Origin of the sequence: Pseudomonas sp. TWRC1-2 (assembly GCF_049896685.1) — a bacterium.
Classification (GTDB): domain Bacteria; phylum Pseudomonadota; class Gammaproteobacteria; order Pseudomonadales; family Pseudomonadaceae; genus Aquipseudomonas.
The window spans coordinates 523,920-540,552 of the sequence record NZ_JAFCUU010000005.1; the positions used below are offsets into that span (position 1 = coordinate 523,920).

Genomic DNA, 16,633 nt, shown 5'->3' on the forward strand with positions numbered 1-16,633 from the left:
ACCGCAATTCCCCTCTCTCAAAGAACACTTCGCCATCATGGTGACCCCTTGTAGTGACCGCTGCTCCATCCTGCGGCGCGCCCAGAGAGAGTTGTACCGATGGTTCACGAAAAGCCTTACTTGCCCGATGCCCCCACAGCTGAGCCTGCCCGCCCGGCTGCGGCGGCAACCTTGTTGGCGCTCATGCACGCCCAGGGTGAAGTCGAGCGGCTGAGTGAGCGCGAGCAACTGCTCAGCTCACTGCTGGTCAGCGTGAATGCCGTGCTGTGGGCCATCGACTGGGAAACGCGCCAAGTGCTGTACGTGAGCCCGGCCTACGAGCGAGTGTTCGGCCGTCCGGCCGGTCTGCTATTGGCCGACCACCGCGAATGGCGCAACAGCGTTCACCCCGAAGACCTCGATTACGCTGAATACAGCCTCGCCCGCGTGCTGGAGCAAGGCGCCGTGGAGGACCGCGAATACCGCATCATTACCGCCGACGGGCAGATTCGTTGGCTGAGCGACAAATGCTATATCAACCAGCAGGTCGAGCCCGGCAGGCCGGTGATCGTGGTCGGCATGGCCGAAGACATCACCGAAAAAAAACAGATGGAGTTGGAACTGCACCGACTCGCCACCACCGACGTACTGACCCAGAGCAGCAATCGCAGGCACTTTTTCGAATGCGCCAACCTGGCCTTCGACAGCGCCTGCGCCCAAGGCACAACGCTGGCGTTCCTGTTGCTGGACATTGATAACTTCAAAGAGGTCAACGACAGTTACGGCCACCTGGAGGGCGATCAGGTGTTGCGGCGTATCGCCGAGAGCGGTCGCAGCGTACTGCGCCGTGGCGACCTGTTCGGGCGCATCGGTGGCGAAGAATTCGCCGCCGTGCTGCCCGGTTGTGCGCCGCACATGGCATTGCAAGTGGCCGAGCGGTTGGGCAAGGAAATCCAGGCGCTGAGTTTCAGCTACGAAGGGCGGCAATTCACCGTCACCGTCAGCCAGGGCCTGGCTACGCTGCGCGAAGAAGACGCGTCTCTGGACAGCCTGTTTGCGCGCGCGGATGCGGCGATGTATGAGGCCAAACGCCAAGGCAAGAACCGCGTCATAGCGAGTTAACGGCACTCAACGATGGGAGCGGGCCGGCTCCCACACGTGACCTCGTTGCTGGCTAGGCCTTGCGTACCCGAGTCAACTCCGACAACCCGACCTTCAGCAAGCGCGCCGTTTTGCTGCTGGCCAGCTCTTCCAACCCTTCACGCTCGGTCAGCCGCGCCATCTGCGCCGCGAGGTTCATCACCAGCGATTCTCGCGAATACACCCCGCCTTCGAGTGAATAGATCGACGCAATCAACTGGCGTAGCTCCAACGGCAAACGCCAACGCGCGCGCAATGCCGAACCATAGGCCGCACCGTAGGTAGCCAGAGACTCGCCAATCACCTCGTCATCCAACGCCCCGCCGCCCTGGCGCCAGTCTTCCAGGCAGCGCAACAACGCTAAGTCGCCCAACCGATGCAGGATGCCGGCGCTGTAGCAGCGCTCGTGGTCCAGCTCCAGCATGCGCGCCAGGCGGCGAGCATAGTCGGCAGTGTCTTGGGACAGTTGCCAATGGCGCTCGGCATAGGCCACCAGCGCCGGGTCGCCCAGCACCACGTTGTGCTTGAGGGCCAGGCCCAGAATCAGGTTCATGCTCTGCCCGGCCGCCAGTGTGTGCAGCGCGGCGGACAGGGTTTGCACCGGCGTGCCGTGATGGCCGGCGCTGTTGGCGGCGGCGATCAATACGGCCGTTATTTGCGGGTCCATGCGCACCTGGTCTTCCAGGCGTCCGAGGTCCAGGCCATCCGGCGTGAGGCTGTGCTCTACGGCGTCTTTTACATCCACCCGCAACGGCGCGCCGTCAGAGGCTTCGCGGCGGCGCTCCAGGAACACCGGCAACGTCATGCCCGGCGCCAGCGGCGCAATTTCGCAGTACACGCTTTCGCCTTCGTTGAGCAGCAGGTCTTGCAGGCGCTGGGTCAGGCCTTCCATGTTCAGTGGTTTGGTGAGGTACGCCGTCGGCGCCAGGGGCAAGGCTTCGCGCACGCTGGCGCTGTCATTACGACTGCTCAACAGAATAAAGGGCAGCGAACGGCGCTTCTGGCGCACGCTGCGCAGCAGGCTCAAGCCATCGACGCCCGGCAACTCCCAATCCGCGAGAATCAGGTCGTAGGTTTTTTCTCGCAACAGCGTGGCTGCTTGCTGCCCATCAGCACACACATCCAGCCGTGCGTCGCAGCGCACATTCAACAACACTTGCTTGAGCAGATCCCGCGACCAAGGGTCCGCCTCGGCAATCAACACTCGGGGTACAGCCGGTAAATCAACAGCAGTCATCCAGCACGCTCCATCGGCAATGCTGCAACCTTAGACAATCACGCTGCCTACGTACAATGAACAGGGCCTGAATGTGCTGCATCGGGCACAAAAAAACCCGCCGAAGCGGGTTTTTTTCTGTCGATCAAATCAGGTTCCGCTTACAGCTCGGAGAAACACTCTTCGATGATCGCCAGGCCTTTGTCCAACTGCTCGTCCGGCGAGGTCAGCGGGACCAGTACGCGCAGCACGTTGCCGTAGGTGCCGCAGGACAGCAGGATCAGGCCCTTGTCACGCGCCTTGGCCACCACGGAGGCGACGGCAGCAGCGTTCGGCTTGTGGCTGTCGCCACCTTCGAACAGCTCGACCGCAATCATCGCGCCCAGGGCACGCACTTCGCCGATTACCGGGTACTTGGCTTGAATGGCTTTGAGGCCAGTCACCAGGCGTTCGCCAACAGCCTTGCAGCGGTCCAGCAAGTGCTCTTCTTCAAACACTTCCATCACCGCCAATGCAGCGGCGCACGCGATCGGGCTACCGGCGTAGGTGCCGCCCAGGCCGCCTGGGGCGATGGCATCCATGTATTCAGCCTTGCCGCACACACCGGCCAACGGGAAGCCGCCGGCGATGGATTTGGCGAAGGTGGTCAGGTCGGCGGCGACGCCCATCTGCTCCATGGCGAAGAACGTACCGGTACGGCCGGCACCGGTTTGCACTTCGTCGGCGATCAGCAGGATGCCGTGCTTGTCGCACAGTTCGCGCAGGCGCTTCATGAAGGATTTAGGCGCGACGTAGAAACCGCCTTCGCCCTGCACCGGCTCGATGATGATGGCTGCGATATCACGCGGCTCGGCATCGTTTTTGAAGATGCGTTCGATGCTGGCGATGGCGTCGTCATCGCTCACACCGTGCAGTTCGTTCGGGAACAGCGCGCGGAACACGCCGCCTGGCATCAGGCCCATGCCGGCCGAGTACGGCACGACTTTGCCGGTGAGGCCCAGGGTCATCATGGTGCGGCCGTGGTAGGCGCCGGTGAAGGCGATCACGCCGGCACGGCCCGTGGCGGCGCGCGCGATCTTCACGGCGTTTTCAACCGCTTCGGAACCGGTGGTGACCAGCAGGGTTTTCTTGGCGAAGTCGCCTGGCACCTTGGCGTTGATTTTTTCGCACAGCTCCACGTAAGGCTCGTAGGCCAGAACCTGGAAGCAAGTGTGGGTCAGCTTGTTCAGTTGCTCGGTCACGGCGGCGATGATTTTCGGGTGCACGTGGCCGGTGTTCAGCACAGCGATACCGCCGGCGAAGTCGATGAACTCGCGACCTTCAACGTCGGTCACGGTGGCGTTCTTCGCGGATTCGGCGAAGATCGGGTGAATCTGGCCAACACCGCGCGGTACAGCGGCTTCGCGGCGTTTCATCAGGGATGCGTTGGTCTTGCTCATAAAGTCCTCATTCGCCACTCATCGGGTGGCGTGGTCCAAGGAATACGTGGCGGGGAGGCAACTACGGCAGCATGCGATGATCGACTGCCACAGCTTTCCCGGCCACTACGAATAACGGTGTGAAACACGCAAAGGGTCAGCGCTCTCGTGCCCTCTGCGTTTACTGCAAGCTCTTGCCGGTCAGATGCCCAGGCAGAGGTATTTGATTTCCAGGTAATCCTCGATCCCATACTTGGAGCCTTCACGGCCCAGGCCCGACGCCTTGATGCCGCCGAACGGCGCCACTTCGTTGGAGATCAACCCGGTGTTGACGCCGACCATGCCGTATTCCAGGGCTTCAGCCACACGGAACACACGGCCCAGGTCGCGGGCGTAGAAATAGGAAGCCAGGCCAAACTCGGTGTCGTTGGACATCGCGATCACTTCGGCTTCGTCTTTGAAGCGGAACAATGGCGCTAATGGGCCGAAGGTTTCTTCCTTCGCCACGGCGGCATTTTTCGGCACGTCGACCAGAATGGTCGGTTCGAAGAAGTTGCCTTCCATCACCTTGCCACCGGCCAGCAGCTTGGCGCCTTTGCTCAGGGCATCAGCGATGTGCTCCTGAACCTTGGCCACGGCTTTTTCGTCGATCAGCGGGCCAGTCGTGGTGCCGTCTTCCAGACCGTTGCCGATCTTGAGTTTGGCCACGGCCACTTTGAGTTTCTCGGCGAACGCGTCGTACACCGAATCCTGAATGTACAGGCGGTTGGCGCAGACGCAGGTCTGGCCGTTGTTGCGGTATTTGGAAATGATCGCGCCTTCGACGGCCTTATTCAGGTCCGCGTCGTCGAACACAATAAACGGCGCGTTGCCGCCCAGTTCCAGCGAAACCTTCTTGATGTCCTTGGCGCATTCAGCCATCAGTTGGCGACCGATTTCGGTGGAGCCGGTGAAGGACAACTTACGCACGATCGGGTTGCTGGTCAGCTCGCCGCCGATGTCGCCGGCACTGCCGGTGACCACGCTGAGCACGCCTTTAGGGATACCGGCGCGGTGCGCCAGCTCAACCAGGGCCAGGGCCGAGAACGGCGTTTGCGAAGCCGGCTTGATCACCATGGTGCAACCGGCGGCCAGGGCCGGGCCGGCTTTACGGGTGATCATCGCGGCCGGGAAGTTCCACGGGGTGATTGCAGCGGTCACGCCGATGGGCTGCTTGATCACGATCAGGCGCTTGTCGGGCTGGTGGCCGGGAATCACATCACCGTAGATGCGCTTGGCTTCTTCGGCGAACCACTCGATAAAGGAAGCGGCGTAGACGATTTCGCCCTTGGCCTCGGCCAGCGGCTTGCCTTGTTCCAGGGTCATCAGGCGACCGAGGTCGTCCTGGTTTTCGATCAGCAGCTCGAACCAACGGCGCAGCTTGTTGGCGCGCTCCTTGGCGGTCAGCGCACGCCAGGCCGGCAGCGCCTTGTCGGCGGCTTCGATAGCGCGGCGGGTTTCGGCGGCGCCCATCTTCGGCACGGTGCCGAGAATCTCGCCCGTGGCCGGGTTGTTGACCTTGATGGTTTGACCGTTGTCCGCATCGACCCAAGCGCCATCGATAAAGGCTTGTTGGCGGAACAACTGGGTATCTTTGAGCTGCATGTCGGCTTTCCTTAACAGCACCGCGCGCACGCGGAGCGAATTAGAGTTGTTGAAAGGCGCCTTGTGGGCTGCCGTCAGGGAAATCAGCCCCAGCGCGCGGCAAGAGTGGAAGAGCGCACGGGAGACAGAGCGTTTGAAATCTCAAACGAATCCTAGGATCAATGGGGGTACAGGGCAATAGTCTGTTCGAAAAAAAGAACGAAAACGGCGCATTTGCCGAATCTTTCTGATCAGCGTGATCCGGCCGCGTTCCACCCCATCGACCACCGGCGCCCGGCGCAGGGCCTCTGTGCAGCCAATTCCTACCCACAAACGGCCAAAGACCGGCATGGACGCCCAAGGACGACATGGGTATGATGTCGCCCGCACAAGCATCCGTAGCTCAGCTGGATAGAGTACTGCCCTCCGAAGGCAGGGGTCGTGGGTTCGAATCCCGCCGGGTGCACCAGATACAGATGGAAAAGCCCCAGGTCGAAAGAGCTGGGGCTTTTTTGTGGGCGGTGTTTCGTAAGTCTTCTGTTTCAAGAAGCCGGAATTTCCGGATGGTTGCCTCTCGCAAGGGTTCTCGGATTGGATGGCTGATCTACTAGCCCGCACTCCTGCCCACTCCTGTGTGATGAGTTGCAGCCACGCAATGAATGGGGATTCGGTCTGAACATAAATAAATCTGTCCCCATCTTCCTTAAATAAATCTGTCCCCATCTTCCTTGTCGTAAGGAGCACGCCTGCATGACGCGCGCCTTTGATTTTTTCCTTTGAAACTCGGCTACTCGACCGATCACTTTGGGTCGACTCAGTCCTTGAGTTCTTAGCCGAAGCCCCCCTCTGAATGGTGCCAGCTATCGCTCTCATGCAAATGATTGGTCAGTGGTGATGCCACTAGGCGGCCACGTTAGAACCGATGACGCATCTAATCCCACTGATCAAGCAAACCAGCACTGAAAAGCCAGCGCGCTACGCGGCGCGCGCAGTTGTCCCCCCACCACACCTGAGGGCTAAACGTGTCGTTTTTTATGCACTCCTTCAGTAAGGTCAAGAACTCGTAGCCAGTGGCTAGGCATGGCCCTTTAGGCATGAGATAAAGCCTGCAAAACCCTGCACCGTGAGGCTAATTTTCAAGGCCCCTCAAGCTTGCAGATAAAAGCGGTGGCCACCCAAACCATACCCGCTAATTTATTTAATATTATCCAGGGATGAAAAATGGCCGTAAAAACCATCAAGGAATTAACTGACTCAGTTCGAAAGCTGAAACCAGGTGCACCGCTTTTAAATTACATAACACACGCACGCTTTCCAAATTTTAAAGGTCTTGAAAGAAATGCCGAATTGGACTTCCCATTTGCACTCACTGCATTAGTAGGTGCGAACGGTATAGGCAAGAGCTCCGTGCTCCATGCATTATATGGGATGCCGGAGGGTCAAAGTACCGCGAAGTATTGGTTCGCAACGGCCGTAGATCCAATTGAAGTCAAAGTCGTCCGAGACCCTCCACGATACGTCTATGGTCATTGGCATGAGGGCGTAAATGGGCCTGTCGAAACTCGAAAAGCACGTATACACAATAAAGCAAGAGCTTATGAATACTGGGAGCCCACAAAAGTATCAAAAAATGATGGAATGTCTGAAATACCGGCCGAAGAATTTGACAGAAAAAGTACCGATAGATGGAATCCAGTTATTCGAGAAGTTGTTTATATAAATTCAAAATTCAATATTGGTGCTTTTGACAGAAACTTTAATTTTGGCGACAAGGACGATAGTCAAACAGAAAAATATGCAGAGATGCAATGGGGAGCCAATAAGCTAAGACGCGCAATCGATCACAACCTTCAAACTTGGCACTTGGGAGGTGGAAGGGAGCGAATTTTTGAAAACCGCATGCTAAAGCAAGTTGAACTGGATGCCATATCGCTCATCCTCGGACGCTCATACTCCTCAGCAAGACTTATTAAGCACTCTCTTTATCCGACTCAGCGAGGAAAAGACACGAGTGTTATTTTCGAACGAGGACGGCAGTACTCAGAGGCGTTCGCGGGAAGTGGAGAGATATCGGTGGTAAGCATTGTCACACAAGTACTATCTGCGCCCCGATATTCACTCATTCTATTGGACGAACCAGAGACATCACTTCATCCAGGCGCACAAAAAGAGCTTTTGGCTTTTTTACTTGAGCAAATTCTGAAAAAGCACCTTCAAGTCGTCATATCCACTCATGCAATAGACTTCATCGAGGACCTGCCTGAAAATGCTATAAAAGTATTTGAAGATAACGGCCAAGGCAAAACACATATAATAAACAGTAGTTCTCCATATATTGCGTTAAACCGCCTCGGTCGAACTCTGGAAAAGAAAAAGACTATTCTTGTTGAAGACGCAATGGCTAAAATTGTTTTAGAAAGAGCCGCGCAAGACCTTCATGAGGGTGAGAGAAATGCTCTGGACATAAGAATTTGTCCTGGTGGAGCAGAGGCAATCTTGTCACGCCAGGTACCAGCGATGCTGCAAACAGGCTCAAAAGTTTTTGCTTACCTCGACGGCGACAAAAAGAAAGTTGACGTATTCAGCAAGAGTAAAAATATTACACAAGCCATGCAAACAGATCTACCTGAAATCATTAAGTCCGAAGTTGGATGCTCTCCTAGCTTCACAAAAAATGGCGGAAATGATAGAAAAGGTATTCAAGAACGGCATATTCAAAATCACCTGCAATACCTAGACTGGATGAGCTCTTATTTAGAATATATTCCTCTGTGCTGTCCAGACGCAATTGTCTATGAGTGCCTTACAGGCAAGAAACGTAAATTCACCGTAAGTGCTAAAGCGAAAGATGAACTTAGAGCACAGATTGGTTTAGATCAAACGGCGGAAAACTCAATTGGTGTGGCACGTTACGCACTTAACAAATGCAATGACAATCCACACATAACACAAATAACTAAAATTCTTAAAAAGTGGGTAGCAACTGAATAGCGATTGGGGATACAATGACCAAGCTTGAAAGACGACCACATCATGAAGGTTCTAAACATTATATGCAAAAGCCAACTGCAATTGATCTCTTCAGTGGATGTGGCGGCCTGACATTGGGTCTAAAACAAGCAGGGTATAGCGTTTTGGGCGCCATTGAAGTAGCCCCAAAAGCGCAACAGACTTACAAATTGAACCATCCTGAAGTTCAGCTTTATGAAGCTGACATTCGAGACATACCCACCGGCACTGTTCTTTCTGATCTCGGTATAAAGTACGGCGAGCTCGATCTCCTTGCTGGCTGCCCACCATGCCAAGGTTTCTCACGCTTAAGAACGCGAAATCGATCAAACTCAGTTGAAGACCCACGTAATGATTTGATACTTCAGTTCCAGAGATATGTTGAAGAGTTGCTGCCAAAAAATGTGATGATGGAGAATGTACCAGCACTGGCGAAGGATCCACGCTTTACACAATTAATGGTTAACTTAAAAAAGCTAGGATACAACACTACATTCGAAGTTGCTGACGCAGCGAACTTTGGCGTAGCACAGCGTCGTAAGAGACTGATATTACTCGCATCTAGAGTTGGCACCCCTAGACTTGCGGAAAAAAGCAATAAGAAATTACTTGTTAGAGATGTCATAGCGCAAATAGAGACGCCTCTCTTGAGTTCAGATGCCATTCATACTATTCCAGAAAAACGATCTGAAGCAGTTAAAAGACTCATCTCCCTTATTCCTAAAAATGGCGGAAGTCGTGCTCAGTTGCCAGTTGAGTACCAACTGGCCTGCCATCTCAGAAGTGATGGTTTCAGGGACGTATATGGAAGAATGGCCTGGGACGAAGTCTCGCCTACCATTACTAGCGGTTGCATTAACCCTTCAAAAGGACGCTTCCTTCATCCAGAAGAGAACAGGACCATTACTCTTCGGGAGGCTTCACTGCTCCAAGGGTTTCCTATGGAGTACCGATTCGATGCAGCGCATGGCAAAGAAGCGATCGCCCTGATGATTGGAAATGCTTTACCACCGCCCTTCATCATGGCACATGCGTTGGCTCTTCTCACCCAGGATTAAAATAGCGCTGTATCCCAGATCTTTTATGCCAGGCATAAGGCCTTAAATTACTAGGCCATTGATTGGGGTTCGATTCCCGCCGGGCACCAGACACAGACGAAAAGCCCCAGACCGAAAGACCTGGGGCTTTTTTGTGGGTGTCGATTAACGCTTCTGCAACGCCTCCAACCGCGCCGGCAAGTCTTCTTTGGGAAAGCGCTTATGCAGCGCCAGCAGCTGTTCATCGGCCGCTTTGGTTTCTCCAGCCCGGCGCAGCTCCACGATCTGCTGCAACCCCTCCTCCAATGATGACAACGCCACCGCACGCTTGCTGAGTTTCACGGCCGGCTCATCCGCCAACGCGCCGGCCACCTCAGCCTGAACCGGCGGTGCGGCGGCAGCCATGCGGGCCATGGGCGCGGGTGCGGGCGCCGAATACGCTTGAACCACTGGGCGCGCTGCTTGCGGGTGGGGCGCGGAGAAGGTCGCGGTGGATATCTCCGGTTGCGGCACGGGTGAGCGCATCACCACGCCGATCATCAGCGCCACGCCGGCGACGGTGGCGAATGCCATCTGCCAGCGCGGTTGGCGGCAGGCGTTCAGCCAGCGTTGCCAAAGGCTCGGCGGCGGCGTTGGAGCTTCGCGGCGGGCGGTGTTGAGGATGAAGGCGTCGAGGGACGCGGGCGGCTCGCCTGTGCTGTGTTGACGAAAGTGTTGGAGCAACACGTCGTCGGGGTCCTGGGTGTGTCGGGGGTCGGTCATGCGGGTATCTCCTCGGCCAGCAGGCGGCGCAGTTTCTGCTGGGCGTAGCGCAGGCGGCTTTTGACGGTTTCCAGCGGGGCACCGGTGAGGGCGGCGATTTGCGGCACTTCGAGGTCGCCGTGCAGGCGCAGCAGGAAGACTTCGCGCTGGTCTTCGGGCAAGTCTTGCAACGCCGCGTCGAGGCGCGCCTGGTCGCGGCTCAGGCTCAGTTGCTGCTCGGGGCCGGCGCTGTCGTCGGGCTGGGCGTGCAGTTGCTCATCGTAGCTGTCGTGCAGCGGGTTGTGGATACCGTGCTTGCGCCAGTGATCGATCAGGCGGTTGCGGGCAATCTGGAACAACCACGTACGAAAGCTCGCCCGACCTTGTGGCTGAGTGGTGCTGCGGATCAGGCTGAGCCAGGTTTCCTGGTACACCTCTTCGGCCAGTTCGACCTTGTTGCTCAGGGACACCAGAAACCGGTACAAGCCTTGGCGATGGCGCGCGTACAAAACCTCGAACGCGGCGCCGTCTCCGGCTCGGTAGCGGGCCAGCAGCGCTTCGTCGCTGGGTGAATCATCGGGTACGGCCATGTAGGTGGCGAACTCCTTTCGATGGATCAATGCAGATTACCTGTGGGAGCCGGGCTTGCCCGCGATGCAGACGCTTCGGTGTTTCAGTCACACCGCAGTGATGCTATCGCAGGCAAGCCAGCTCCCACATTGGATCGGCGCTGCAGGCAAAATCAGTGCTTAAGACTCTGCGCCAACTCCACCAGTTGCACGAACTCGTTGCGCAGCCCGAACGGGTCATCGCCTCGGGCCGAGCGGGCCAGTGCGGCGGTGTCCTGCAAACTCATGCTGCCAGTGTAGCGGCCATCGCCCTTGAGCTGTTGGGCGAAGGCTGCCACAGCTGCCGAGAAGCGCAGGTCGTCGCTGGCCTTGGTCGCCTGGTTGCTGATGGGCCGCTCTATCAATTGGCTGTCGCCGCCCGCTGCCGGTTTATAGCGCACGCGCAGCATCGCCAACTTTTTGGATGAGTGTTCAGCCGCCGGCGCAGCGGCGTAGCGCAACGGCTCCAGCCAGCCCTTCTGGCCCGTCGGAACAATTTCGTACAACGCCGTCACGGTATGCCCTGCGCCGATCTCGCCAGCATCCACCTTGTCGTTGTTGAAATCCTCACGTTTCAAGGCGCGGTTTTCATAGCCCAGCAGTCGGTACTCGCTGACCTGGGCCGGGTTGAATTCCACCTGCAATTTCACATCCCGCGCCACGACGGCCAGGGTTGAACTGAGCTGGTCGACGAGTACTTTTCGCGCTTCGCGCAAGTTGTCGATGTAGGCGTAGTTACCATCGCCCGCGTCGGCCAATTGCTCCATCAGGTGTTCGTTGTAGTTATCCACACCAAAGCCCAGGGTGGTCAGCGACACGCCGCTTTTACGCTGCTCGGCCGCCATCTGCTTGAGGCTGTCGAAGTCGCTGATGCCCACGTTGAAGTCACCGTCAGTGGCCAGCAGGATGCGGTTGATGCCCTTGTCGATAAAGCCTGCGCGGGCCATCTGGTAAGCCAGCTCGATGCCGGATGCGCCGGCTGTGGAGCCGCCCGCCGTGAGTTGGTCGATGGCATTGCGGATATTGGTTTTGTCGCGGCCGGAGGTGGGTTCGAGCACTACGCGGGACTCACCGGCATACACCACCAGCGACACGCGGTCTTGGTCACGGAGCTGGTCCACCAGTAATTTCAAGGTGCTTTTCACCAGCGGCAAGCCTTCGCGGCGGTCCATGGAACCGGACACATCCACCAAAAAAACCAGGTTGGCCGGCGCCAGCTCCGCGACGGTGCGGTCGGACGCCTTGATGCCGATGCGCAGCAGCCGAGTGTGCGGGTTCCACGGTGTGGCGGCGATCTCTGTGGTCACGCCAAACGGCGAGCCGTCGGTGGGGCGTGCGTAGTCGTAGGGGAAGTAATTGACCATTTCCTCCAATCGCACAGCACCTTCAGGCGGTAGACGGCCTTGGTTGAGGAAGCGTCTTACGTTGGCATAGCTGCCGGTGTCGACGTCGACACTGAAGGTCGAGACGGGCGTTTCGGCCACGCGGTGCACCGGGTTGTCCGGCAGGTTTGCGTAGTGCTCACGAGGCTCGCTGCGGTAGGCCATCGCCGCTGAATCCTGACTGACCATGCGCACGGCCATTGGCGCCGGCATCGGCATGCGTTTGCTCAGCGCCCCCTGTACCGGCGCGCTTTGCAGTTCGGCGACAGGTGCAGCCTGCTCAGGCTTGGCGGCATCACGGGAAGAAGACAACCCACAACCGGCCAACGCGACCAGCAACGTAACGGTAAAGCCGTGGGCAGCAGGGCGCAGGAAAAGCAGCGGACGGGACATGGGCTGAACCTCGTGAATGAATGATCCGTTCACAAGGTCAGACGCAAGGTGTGGAGGGTTCGGGTTAAACGGAGTCGGATAACACCTCGATCACTGTGCAAGTGTGTAGGCGCTGGCTTGCCTGCGATGCAAACGCCTCGGTTTTTCAGTTAAACCGAGGTGATGCTATCGCAGGCAAGCCAGCTCCCACATAAGATCTGCAGTGTTTTCCGTACCCGGATCAGTCGGTGCCGTATTTCGGATTACGCGGACCGTACAGAATCCCGGTGCGTTGCCCCGCCGACAGCAGGCGCGCACTGGTGATGCCGGCAATCGGGTGTGCGGCATCGGTGGAGCTGTTGATCACCTGCTTGACCGCCGCCGTGATCAGCATGCCCACCAGGCCGCCGCCATTGTTGTTGCCTTCCTCGCTCGACGCCCGCGCCGAACCGGTCCACAGCGTGGTGCCGGTGCGCAGGTCGACCAGTTTGGCCGACGCCGTCACCGAGGTGTCGCTGGAGATCAGCATGTACTTGGTGCCGTACTCGCTGACGGTGATGTACAGCGCCGCGTCCGCACCAAAGATGTCATGCAGCTTGGCCGGTGCCACACCCTGGATGTCGTTGGCGGTGGTCAGGCCGTTCTGGCGGAAGGTTTCGTCCACCAGGGCAATCGGCAACACGTAGTAGCCCGCTTCGGCCAGCGGGTAAGTCACCTGCGACACCAGGCTGTAGGACGCCTGCACTTCCGGCGACTCATTGATCGGCGGCAGTACCAGGATCGACTTCGGCCGCGCCTGTTTGTATGCCGTGTAATCGATGGTTTTGGGCGCTGCGCAACCGCCGAGCAAGGCCAGGGCCAGCAAGGCGCCCGTGAGTTTTAACAGGCTCATTTGGTGGCGACTCCGGTCTTGGCGTTTTTCAGCAGAAAGTCCATGTAGGAAGCAGACTCGGGGAACAGGGCCTTCTCGGTGCGAAACTCCTGCACCATCTGGTCATCCTTGCCCATGGTCATGTACAGCATGCCCAGGTGGGCGTGGTAACCCGGCGGCGCTTTGCGGCCACTGGCGTTGATCTTTTGCAGATCGCGCTCCAGCGCCTCAACCTGCGCTTCCTTGGGCTCGCCCTTGAAGTACTCGTAAACCTGCGGCTGGTAGCTTTCCCACTGATACAGGGGTTGAGGCGCCGTTTGGCACCCGGCGACCGTCGCGATTGTTGTCAGCATCAGCGCCAACTTCACTGCCTTGCTCATCCGTGTACTGCTCCTTGAGGTGCTGCTGATCAGTTGCGCGGGTTCCAGGCGCCGGCGTTGATGCCGTCGACGAGGCGGTTGATGGCTTCGCGCATGGCCAGGTCCAGGACCTTGCCATTAAGGGTGGAGTCGTAGCTGGCGGTGCCGCCAAAGCCGATGACTTCGCGGTTGGACAGGGCGTATTCACCGGCGCCCTGGGTGGAATACACCACTTCGGAGGTGCTGATGTTGACGATGTTCAGCGCAACTTTGGCGTAAGCCACTTGGGTTTTGCCACGGCCGAGAATGCCGAACAGCTGGCGGTCGCCGGTCTCTTTGCGGCCGAACTCGGTGACGTCACCGGTCACTACGTAGTCCGCGCCTTTAAGCTTCTGTACGGTGCCTTTGATCGCGGCTTCCTGGGAGATTTCGCCCATGTTGTCGCGGTCCAGCACGCTGAAGCGGTTGGTCTGCTGCAGGTGGGTGATCAGGATGGTCTTGGCCTGGCCACCGAGGCGGTCGACGCCGTCGGAGAAGATGCCGCGCATGTAGCTCGAACGATTATCGAACTTGCCCACGGCAATCGGCACGCGCACGCCGGAATAGGCGACGTTGGCGCTGGCGACTTGTTCCACCGGCATCGCGCGGTTGCTCTCCGTGGCGCAACCGGCCACGGTCAGCAGCGCTGCGGCGGTGAGGCCAGACAGCAGGATTTTGGACAGTGTTTTCACAGGGTGCTCCTAGGGTGAGAGGTCCGCGGTTGCAGCGGGTGAACCCGCGGGAGGGACTGTTGTGTACGTCAACTACGCTGTCGCGGCGATCAGACCTTGCTGAAAAAACGCGCGATCTTGCCCAGTACCTCAACATCAAAGGTGTCGGGCCAGCAGGCAGGTGTTTTGGCAAGGATGACCGGCGCGCAGCGGCCCGGCTGGAAAGTGCAGCCCGCCATCAGGCAGGTGACGGGGAGAAAAGCAGAAGTGCGCATTGCTTGATTCGTCCTTGAAAAATGCGATGTAGCCAATGCCGCGGCATTTTACGGGGTTGCCCGATGTACTCAAGCGGTTTTGCCGCCACCGTGAAGTTCGCCGCCCAACGGCGGCCTGCTAAGCTGCGCGCCCACCTCAAGTTTCACAGCCACCGGTCGAGACACTGGCTTGGCTTGCTCATTAAATAGGGATATTGCGTGTTGAACACCCTCCTGAGGGCTGCGGCCCTGATCGCGACGCTGTCGATGACCGGCTGCGTCTCCTACACCGTCACCGGCCCCATCGGTGCCCCGCTCCACCCGGCTGCTGCCAGCAGCCCGCGCAGTGCACAAATCGCTGATGTGACGGTGAACGCCGCCGACGTCAACGAGGCCAACAAAACTGCGATCAGCCGCTCGCTCACGGCCCAGCTCAACCAGTACGTGCGCGCGGCGGGTTACTTCAAGCAGGTCACCGAGTACCCCACGCGCCTGGAAGAAAACGACGTGGTGCTCAAATTCAACATGACCTCACTCAAAGGCCATCGCGCACCGCACCCGGCCTACATACCCGGCGCACTGCTGACGCTGACGATCTGGATCTGGGTCAACGGGCCGATCTACGTCGACAGCTTCGACGTGGCCGGCAACCTGGTGATCGTCGACCGCAACGGCAAAGAACTGGCCACGGCCGAGCAAGCGCTCAAGTTCGAACACAACGTCGGTCTGTATGGCGGCGAATACTGGGCACCGTCGATGGGCGCCCAGCAGCTGAACAAACTGGTCGCGCAACTGCTCGACACCGCTACCGCCAAACTGGCCAAACCCTGAATTCAAGGAGCAACACATGAAAGGATTGATCAAGCACAGCCTGGTCCTCGCCGCGATCTTGCTGAGCGGTTGCGTGTCCTACTCGCAACACGAACTGCCACCGGTGCAGACCTGGCCGCCGACCGCCAACGCGCCAGCGCAGAAACCCAGCGCATTTGTGCGCACCACAGCGCTGAACCAAGTCAACGGTGGCCCCGCCAACGCCGCCGCCGGCGCCCCGGCAGCGCTATGGGAAAAAGCTGTGGCGGATGCCTTCCGCCAGTCCAACCGCTTTGCGCGGGTAAGCACTGACAAAGTGGACTCGGACATTTACGCCGACGCCAAGCTGTATAACAACGAACAGTTCAGCATGGCCTCGGCGATCATTACCGGTGCCACCTTCTTCATTATTCCGTCCACGGCGAAAAACACCTTCACGATGGAAACGGTGTTCAAGGACAAGGACGGCAAAGAATTGGGCCGGGTGAGCAAAAGCGAATCCGTGCGCACCTGGATGCACCTGGTGCTGATCCTGGGCATCCCGTTCCAGGCGAACACGGGTGAAGTGGTTGAAGCGTTGACGCGCAGCACGCTGGACGAGGCGGTGCAGCGCAAGTTGTTCTGATTCGGTGGCGATCGCACCCTGTGGCGAGCGGGCTTGCCACGCGTTGGACTGCGTAGCAGGCTCATTTTTTGGGGTCGCTTCGCAACCCAACGCGGGGCAAGCCCGCTCGCCACGGTCACCGTGCTCGCCTTGGCAATTGCGTCGCCGGCTCAGTCCGCGGCCACTGTCACCTCCACCGGTTTGCGCTCACCCGTTGCCGTCACTTCATAAATGCTCATCACAAACGCATCACTGATGACCGTCTCAATCAGGTAATGCTTCTTCGGCTGCACGGCAGCGATCGCACCCTGTGGCGAGCGGGCTTGCCCCGCGTTGGACTGCGTAGCAGGCCCATTTTTTTGGGGTCGCTTCGCAACCCAGCGCGGGGCAAGCCCGCTCGCCACGGTCACCGTGCTCGCCTTGGCAATTGCGTCGCCGGCTCAGTCCGCGGCCACTGTCACCTCCACCGGTTTGCGCTCACCCGTTGCCGTCACTTCATA

The 16,633-nt window shown here is 58.4% G+C and carries 16 protein-coding genes and 1 tRNA gene; 6 read left to right on the top strand and 11 right to left on the bottom strand.

What is annotated here, in order from left to right; all coding sequences use genetic code 11:
* Positions 1–99: 99 nt before the first annotated feature.
* Positions 100–1,101, top strand: a complete 1,002-nt coding sequence (locus ACP7B3_RS17715; protein ID WP_145159695.1) for a GGDEF domain-containing protein — start codon at positions 100–102, stop codon at positions 1,099–1,101.
* Between the two features lie 52 nt (positions 1,102–1,153).
* On the opposite strand, the gene ACP7B3_RS17720 is transcribed toward ACP7B3_RS17715, so the two are convergent.
* The 3 genes from ACP7B3_RS17720 to gabD all read right to left on the bottom strand — a co-directional run bounded on the left by ACP7B3_RS17720 (position 1,154) and on the right by gabD (position 5,397).
* Positions 1,154–2,356 carry an HDOD domain-containing protein gene (locus ACP7B3_RS17720; protein WP_426179914.1) on the bottom strand — a complete coding sequence of 401 codons (1,203 nt, stop codon included), beginning with the start codon at positions 2,354–2,356 and terminating at the stop codon, positions 1,154–1,156.
* Positions 2,357–2,496: 140 nt separating this feature from the next.
* Entirely contained in the window at positions 2,497–3,774 is a 1,278-nt protein-coding gene (gene gabT / locus ACP7B3_RS17725) for a 4-aminobutyrate--2-oxoglutarate transaminase (protein WP_106577350.1), read from the bottom strand.
* A gap of 180 nt (positions 3,775–3,954) precedes the next feature.
* Positions 3,955–5,397 carry an NADP-dependent succinate-semialdehyde dehydrogenase gene (gene gabD / locus ACP7B3_RS17730; RefSeq protein ID WP_426179916.1) on the bottom strand — a complete coding sequence of 481 codons (1,443 nt, stop codon included), beginning with the start codon at positions 5,395–5,397 and terminating at the stop codon, positions 3,955–3,957.
* Positions 5,398–5,768: 371 nt separating this feature from the next.
* On the opposite strand from gabD, the gene ACP7B3_RS17735 reads away from it, so the two are divergent.
* The 3 genes from ACP7B3_RS17735 (at position 5,769) to ACP7B3_RS17745 (ending at position 9,443) form a co-directional block, all read left to right on the top strand.
* Positions 5,769–5,845 (top strand) — tRNA-Arg (locus ACP7B3_RS17735).
* 752 nt (positions 5,846–6,597) lie between these two features.
* Positions 6,598–8,367 carry an ATP-dependent nuclease gene (locus tag ACP7B3_RS17740; protein ID WP_426179918.1) on the top strand — a complete coding sequence of 590 codons (1,770 nt, stop codon included), beginning with the start codon at positions 6,598–6,600 and terminating at the stop codon, positions 8,365–8,367.
* A 14-nt stretch (positions 8,368–8,381) separates the two neighbouring features.
* Positions 8,382–9,443, top strand: a complete 1,062-nt coding sequence (locus ACP7B3_RS17745; protein ID WP_426179920.1) for a DNA cytosine methyltransferase — start codon at positions 8,382–8,384, stop codon at positions 9,441–9,443.
* A 144-nt stretch (positions 9,444–9,587) separates the two neighbouring features.
* Here ACP7B3_RS17745 and ACP7B3_RS17750 read toward each other — a convergent pair whose 3' ends face one another.
* The 7 genes from ACP7B3_RS17750 to ACP7B3_RS17780 form a co-directional block, all read right to left on the bottom strand.
* The gene (locus tag ACP7B3_RS17750; RefSeq protein ID WP_426179922.1) at positions 9,588–10,184 is read right to left on the bottom strand and encodes a hypothetical protein; all 597 of its coding nucleotides are present in this window, start codon (positions 10,182–10,184) and stop codon (positions 9,588–9,590) included.
* The gene (locus tag ACP7B3_RS17755) at positions 10,181–10,753 is read right to left on the bottom strand and encodes an RNA polymerase sigma factor (protein ID WP_145159676.1); all 573 of its coding nucleotides are present in this window, start codon (positions 10,751–10,753) and stop codon (positions 10,181–10,183) included. The genes ACP7B3_RS17750 and ACP7B3_RS17755 overlap by 4 nt, the downstream gene beginning before the upstream one ends.
* Before the next feature lie 152 nt (positions 10,754–10,905).
* Positions 10,906–12,546, bottom strand: coding sequence for a vWA domain-containing protein (locus tag ACP7B3_RS17760; protein ID WP_426179924.1), 1,641 nt, complete (start codon positions 12,544–12,546; stop codon positions 10,906–10,908).
* A gap of 220 nt (positions 12,547–12,766) precedes the next feature.
* Positions 12,767–13,417, bottom strand: coding sequence for a DUF799 domain-containing protein (locus tag ACP7B3_RS17765; protein WP_145159672.1), 651 nt, complete (start codon positions 13,415–13,417; stop codon positions 12,767–12,769).
* On the bottom strand, positions 13,414–13,776 hold the full coding sequence (locus tag ACP7B3_RS17770) for a DUF4810 domain-containing protein (protein ID WP_106577341.1): 363 nt from the start codon (positions 13,774–13,776) through the stop codon (positions 13,414–13,416). The genes ACP7B3_RS17765 and ACP7B3_RS17770 overlap by 4 nt, the downstream gene beginning before the upstream one ends.
* 29 nt (positions 13,777–13,805) lie before the next feature.
* Positions 13,806–14,486: a CsgG/HfaB family protein gene (locus ACP7B3_RS17775; protein WP_010214228.1), complete on the bottom strand. Its 681-nt coding sequence runs from the start codon at positions 14,484–14,486 to the stop codon at positions 13,806–13,808.
* Positions 14,487–14,575: 89 nt separating this feature from the next.
* The gene (locus tag ACP7B3_RS17780; protein ID WP_426179926.1) at positions 14,576–14,740 is read right to left on the bottom strand and encodes a hypothetical protein; all 165 of its coding nucleotides are present in this window, start codon (positions 14,738–14,740) and stop codon (positions 14,576–14,578) included.
* Between the two features lie 198 nt (positions 14,741–14,938).
* Between ACP7B3_RS17780 and ACP7B3_RS17785 the strand changes: the two genes are divergently transcribed.
* The gene (locus ACP7B3_RS17785) at positions 14,939–15,550 is read left to right on the top strand and encodes a hypothetical protein (RefSeq protein WP_124416142.1); all 612 of its coding nucleotides are present in this window, start codon (positions 14,939–14,941) and stop codon (positions 15,548–15,550) included.
* A 16-nt stretch (positions 15,551–15,566) separates the two neighbouring features.
* The gene (locus tag ACP7B3_RS17790; protein WP_119738306.1) at positions 15,567–16,154 is read left to right on the top strand and encodes a hypothetical protein; all 588 of its coding nucleotides are present in this window, start codon (positions 15,567–15,569) and stop codon (positions 16,152–16,154) included.
* 149 nt (positions 16,155–16,303) lie between these two features.
* On the opposite strand, the gene ACP7B3_RS17795 is transcribed toward ACP7B3_RS17790, so the two are convergent.
* Complete coding sequence (locus tag ACP7B3_RS17795) at positions 16,304–16,543, bottom strand: hypothetical protein (protein ID WP_426179929.1); 240 nt, start codon at positions 16,541–16,543, stop codon at positions 16,304–16,306.
* Positions 16,544–16,633: the final 90 nt, after the last annotated feature.

Excerpts from the sequence above, each read along its gene's own strand:
- ACP7B3_RS17755 (WP_145159676.1), bottom strand. The coding sequence starts at position 10,753 with ATGGCCGTACCCGATGATTCACCCAGCGACGAAGCGCTGCTGGCCCGC.
- ACP7B3_RS17770 (WP_106577341.1), bottom strand. The coding sequence starts at position 13,776 with ATGAGCAAGGCAGTGAAGTTGGCGCTGATGCTGACAACAATCGCGACG.
- ACP7B3_RS17780 (WP_426179926.1), bottom strand. The coding sequence starts at position 14,740 with ATGCGCACTTCTGCTTTTCTCCCCGTCACCTGCCTGATGGCGGGCTGC.
- ACP7B3_RS17720 (WP_426179914.1), bottom strand. The coding sequence starts at position 2,356 with ATGACTGCTGTTGATTTACCGGCTGTACCCCGAGTGTTGATTGCCGAG.
- ACP7B3_RS17790 (WP_119738306.1), top strand. The coding sequence starts at position 15,567 with ATGAAAGGATTGATCAAGCACAGCCTGGTCCTCGCCGCGATCTTGCTG.
- ACP7B3_RS17715 (WP_145159695.1), top strand. The coding sequence starts at position 100 with ATGGTTCACGAAAAGCCTTACTTGCCCGATGCCCCCACAGCTGAGCCT.
- gabT (WP_106577350.1), bottom strand. The coding sequence starts at position 3,774 with ATGAGCAAGACCAACGCATCCCTGATGAAACGCCGCGAAGCCGCTGTA.
- ACP7B3_RS17740 (WP_426179918.1), top strand. The coding sequence starts at position 6,598 with ATGGCCGTAAAAACCATCAAGGAATTAACTGACTCAGTTCGAAAGCTG.
- ACP7B3_RS17760 (WP_426179924.1), bottom strand. The coding sequence starts at position 12,546 with ATGTCCCGTCCGCTGCTTTTCCTGCGCCCTGCTGCCCACGGCTTTACC.
- ACP7B3_RS17750 (WP_426179922.1), bottom strand. The coding sequence starts at position 10,184 with ATGACCGACCCCCGACACACCCAGGACCCCGACGACGTGTTGCTCCAA.
- ACP7B3_RS17765 (WP_145159672.1), bottom strand. The coding sequence starts at position 13,417 with ATGAGCCTGTTAAAACTCACGGGCGCCTTGCTGGCCCTGGCCTTGCTC.
- ACP7B3_RS17745 (WP_426179920.1), top strand. The coding sequence starts at position 8,382 with ATGACCAAGCTTGAAAGACGACCACATCATGAAGGTTCTAAACATTAT.
- gabD (WP_426179916.1), bottom strand. The coding sequence starts at position 5,397 with ATGCAGCTCAAAGATACCCAGTTGTTCCGCCAACAAGCCTTTATCGAT.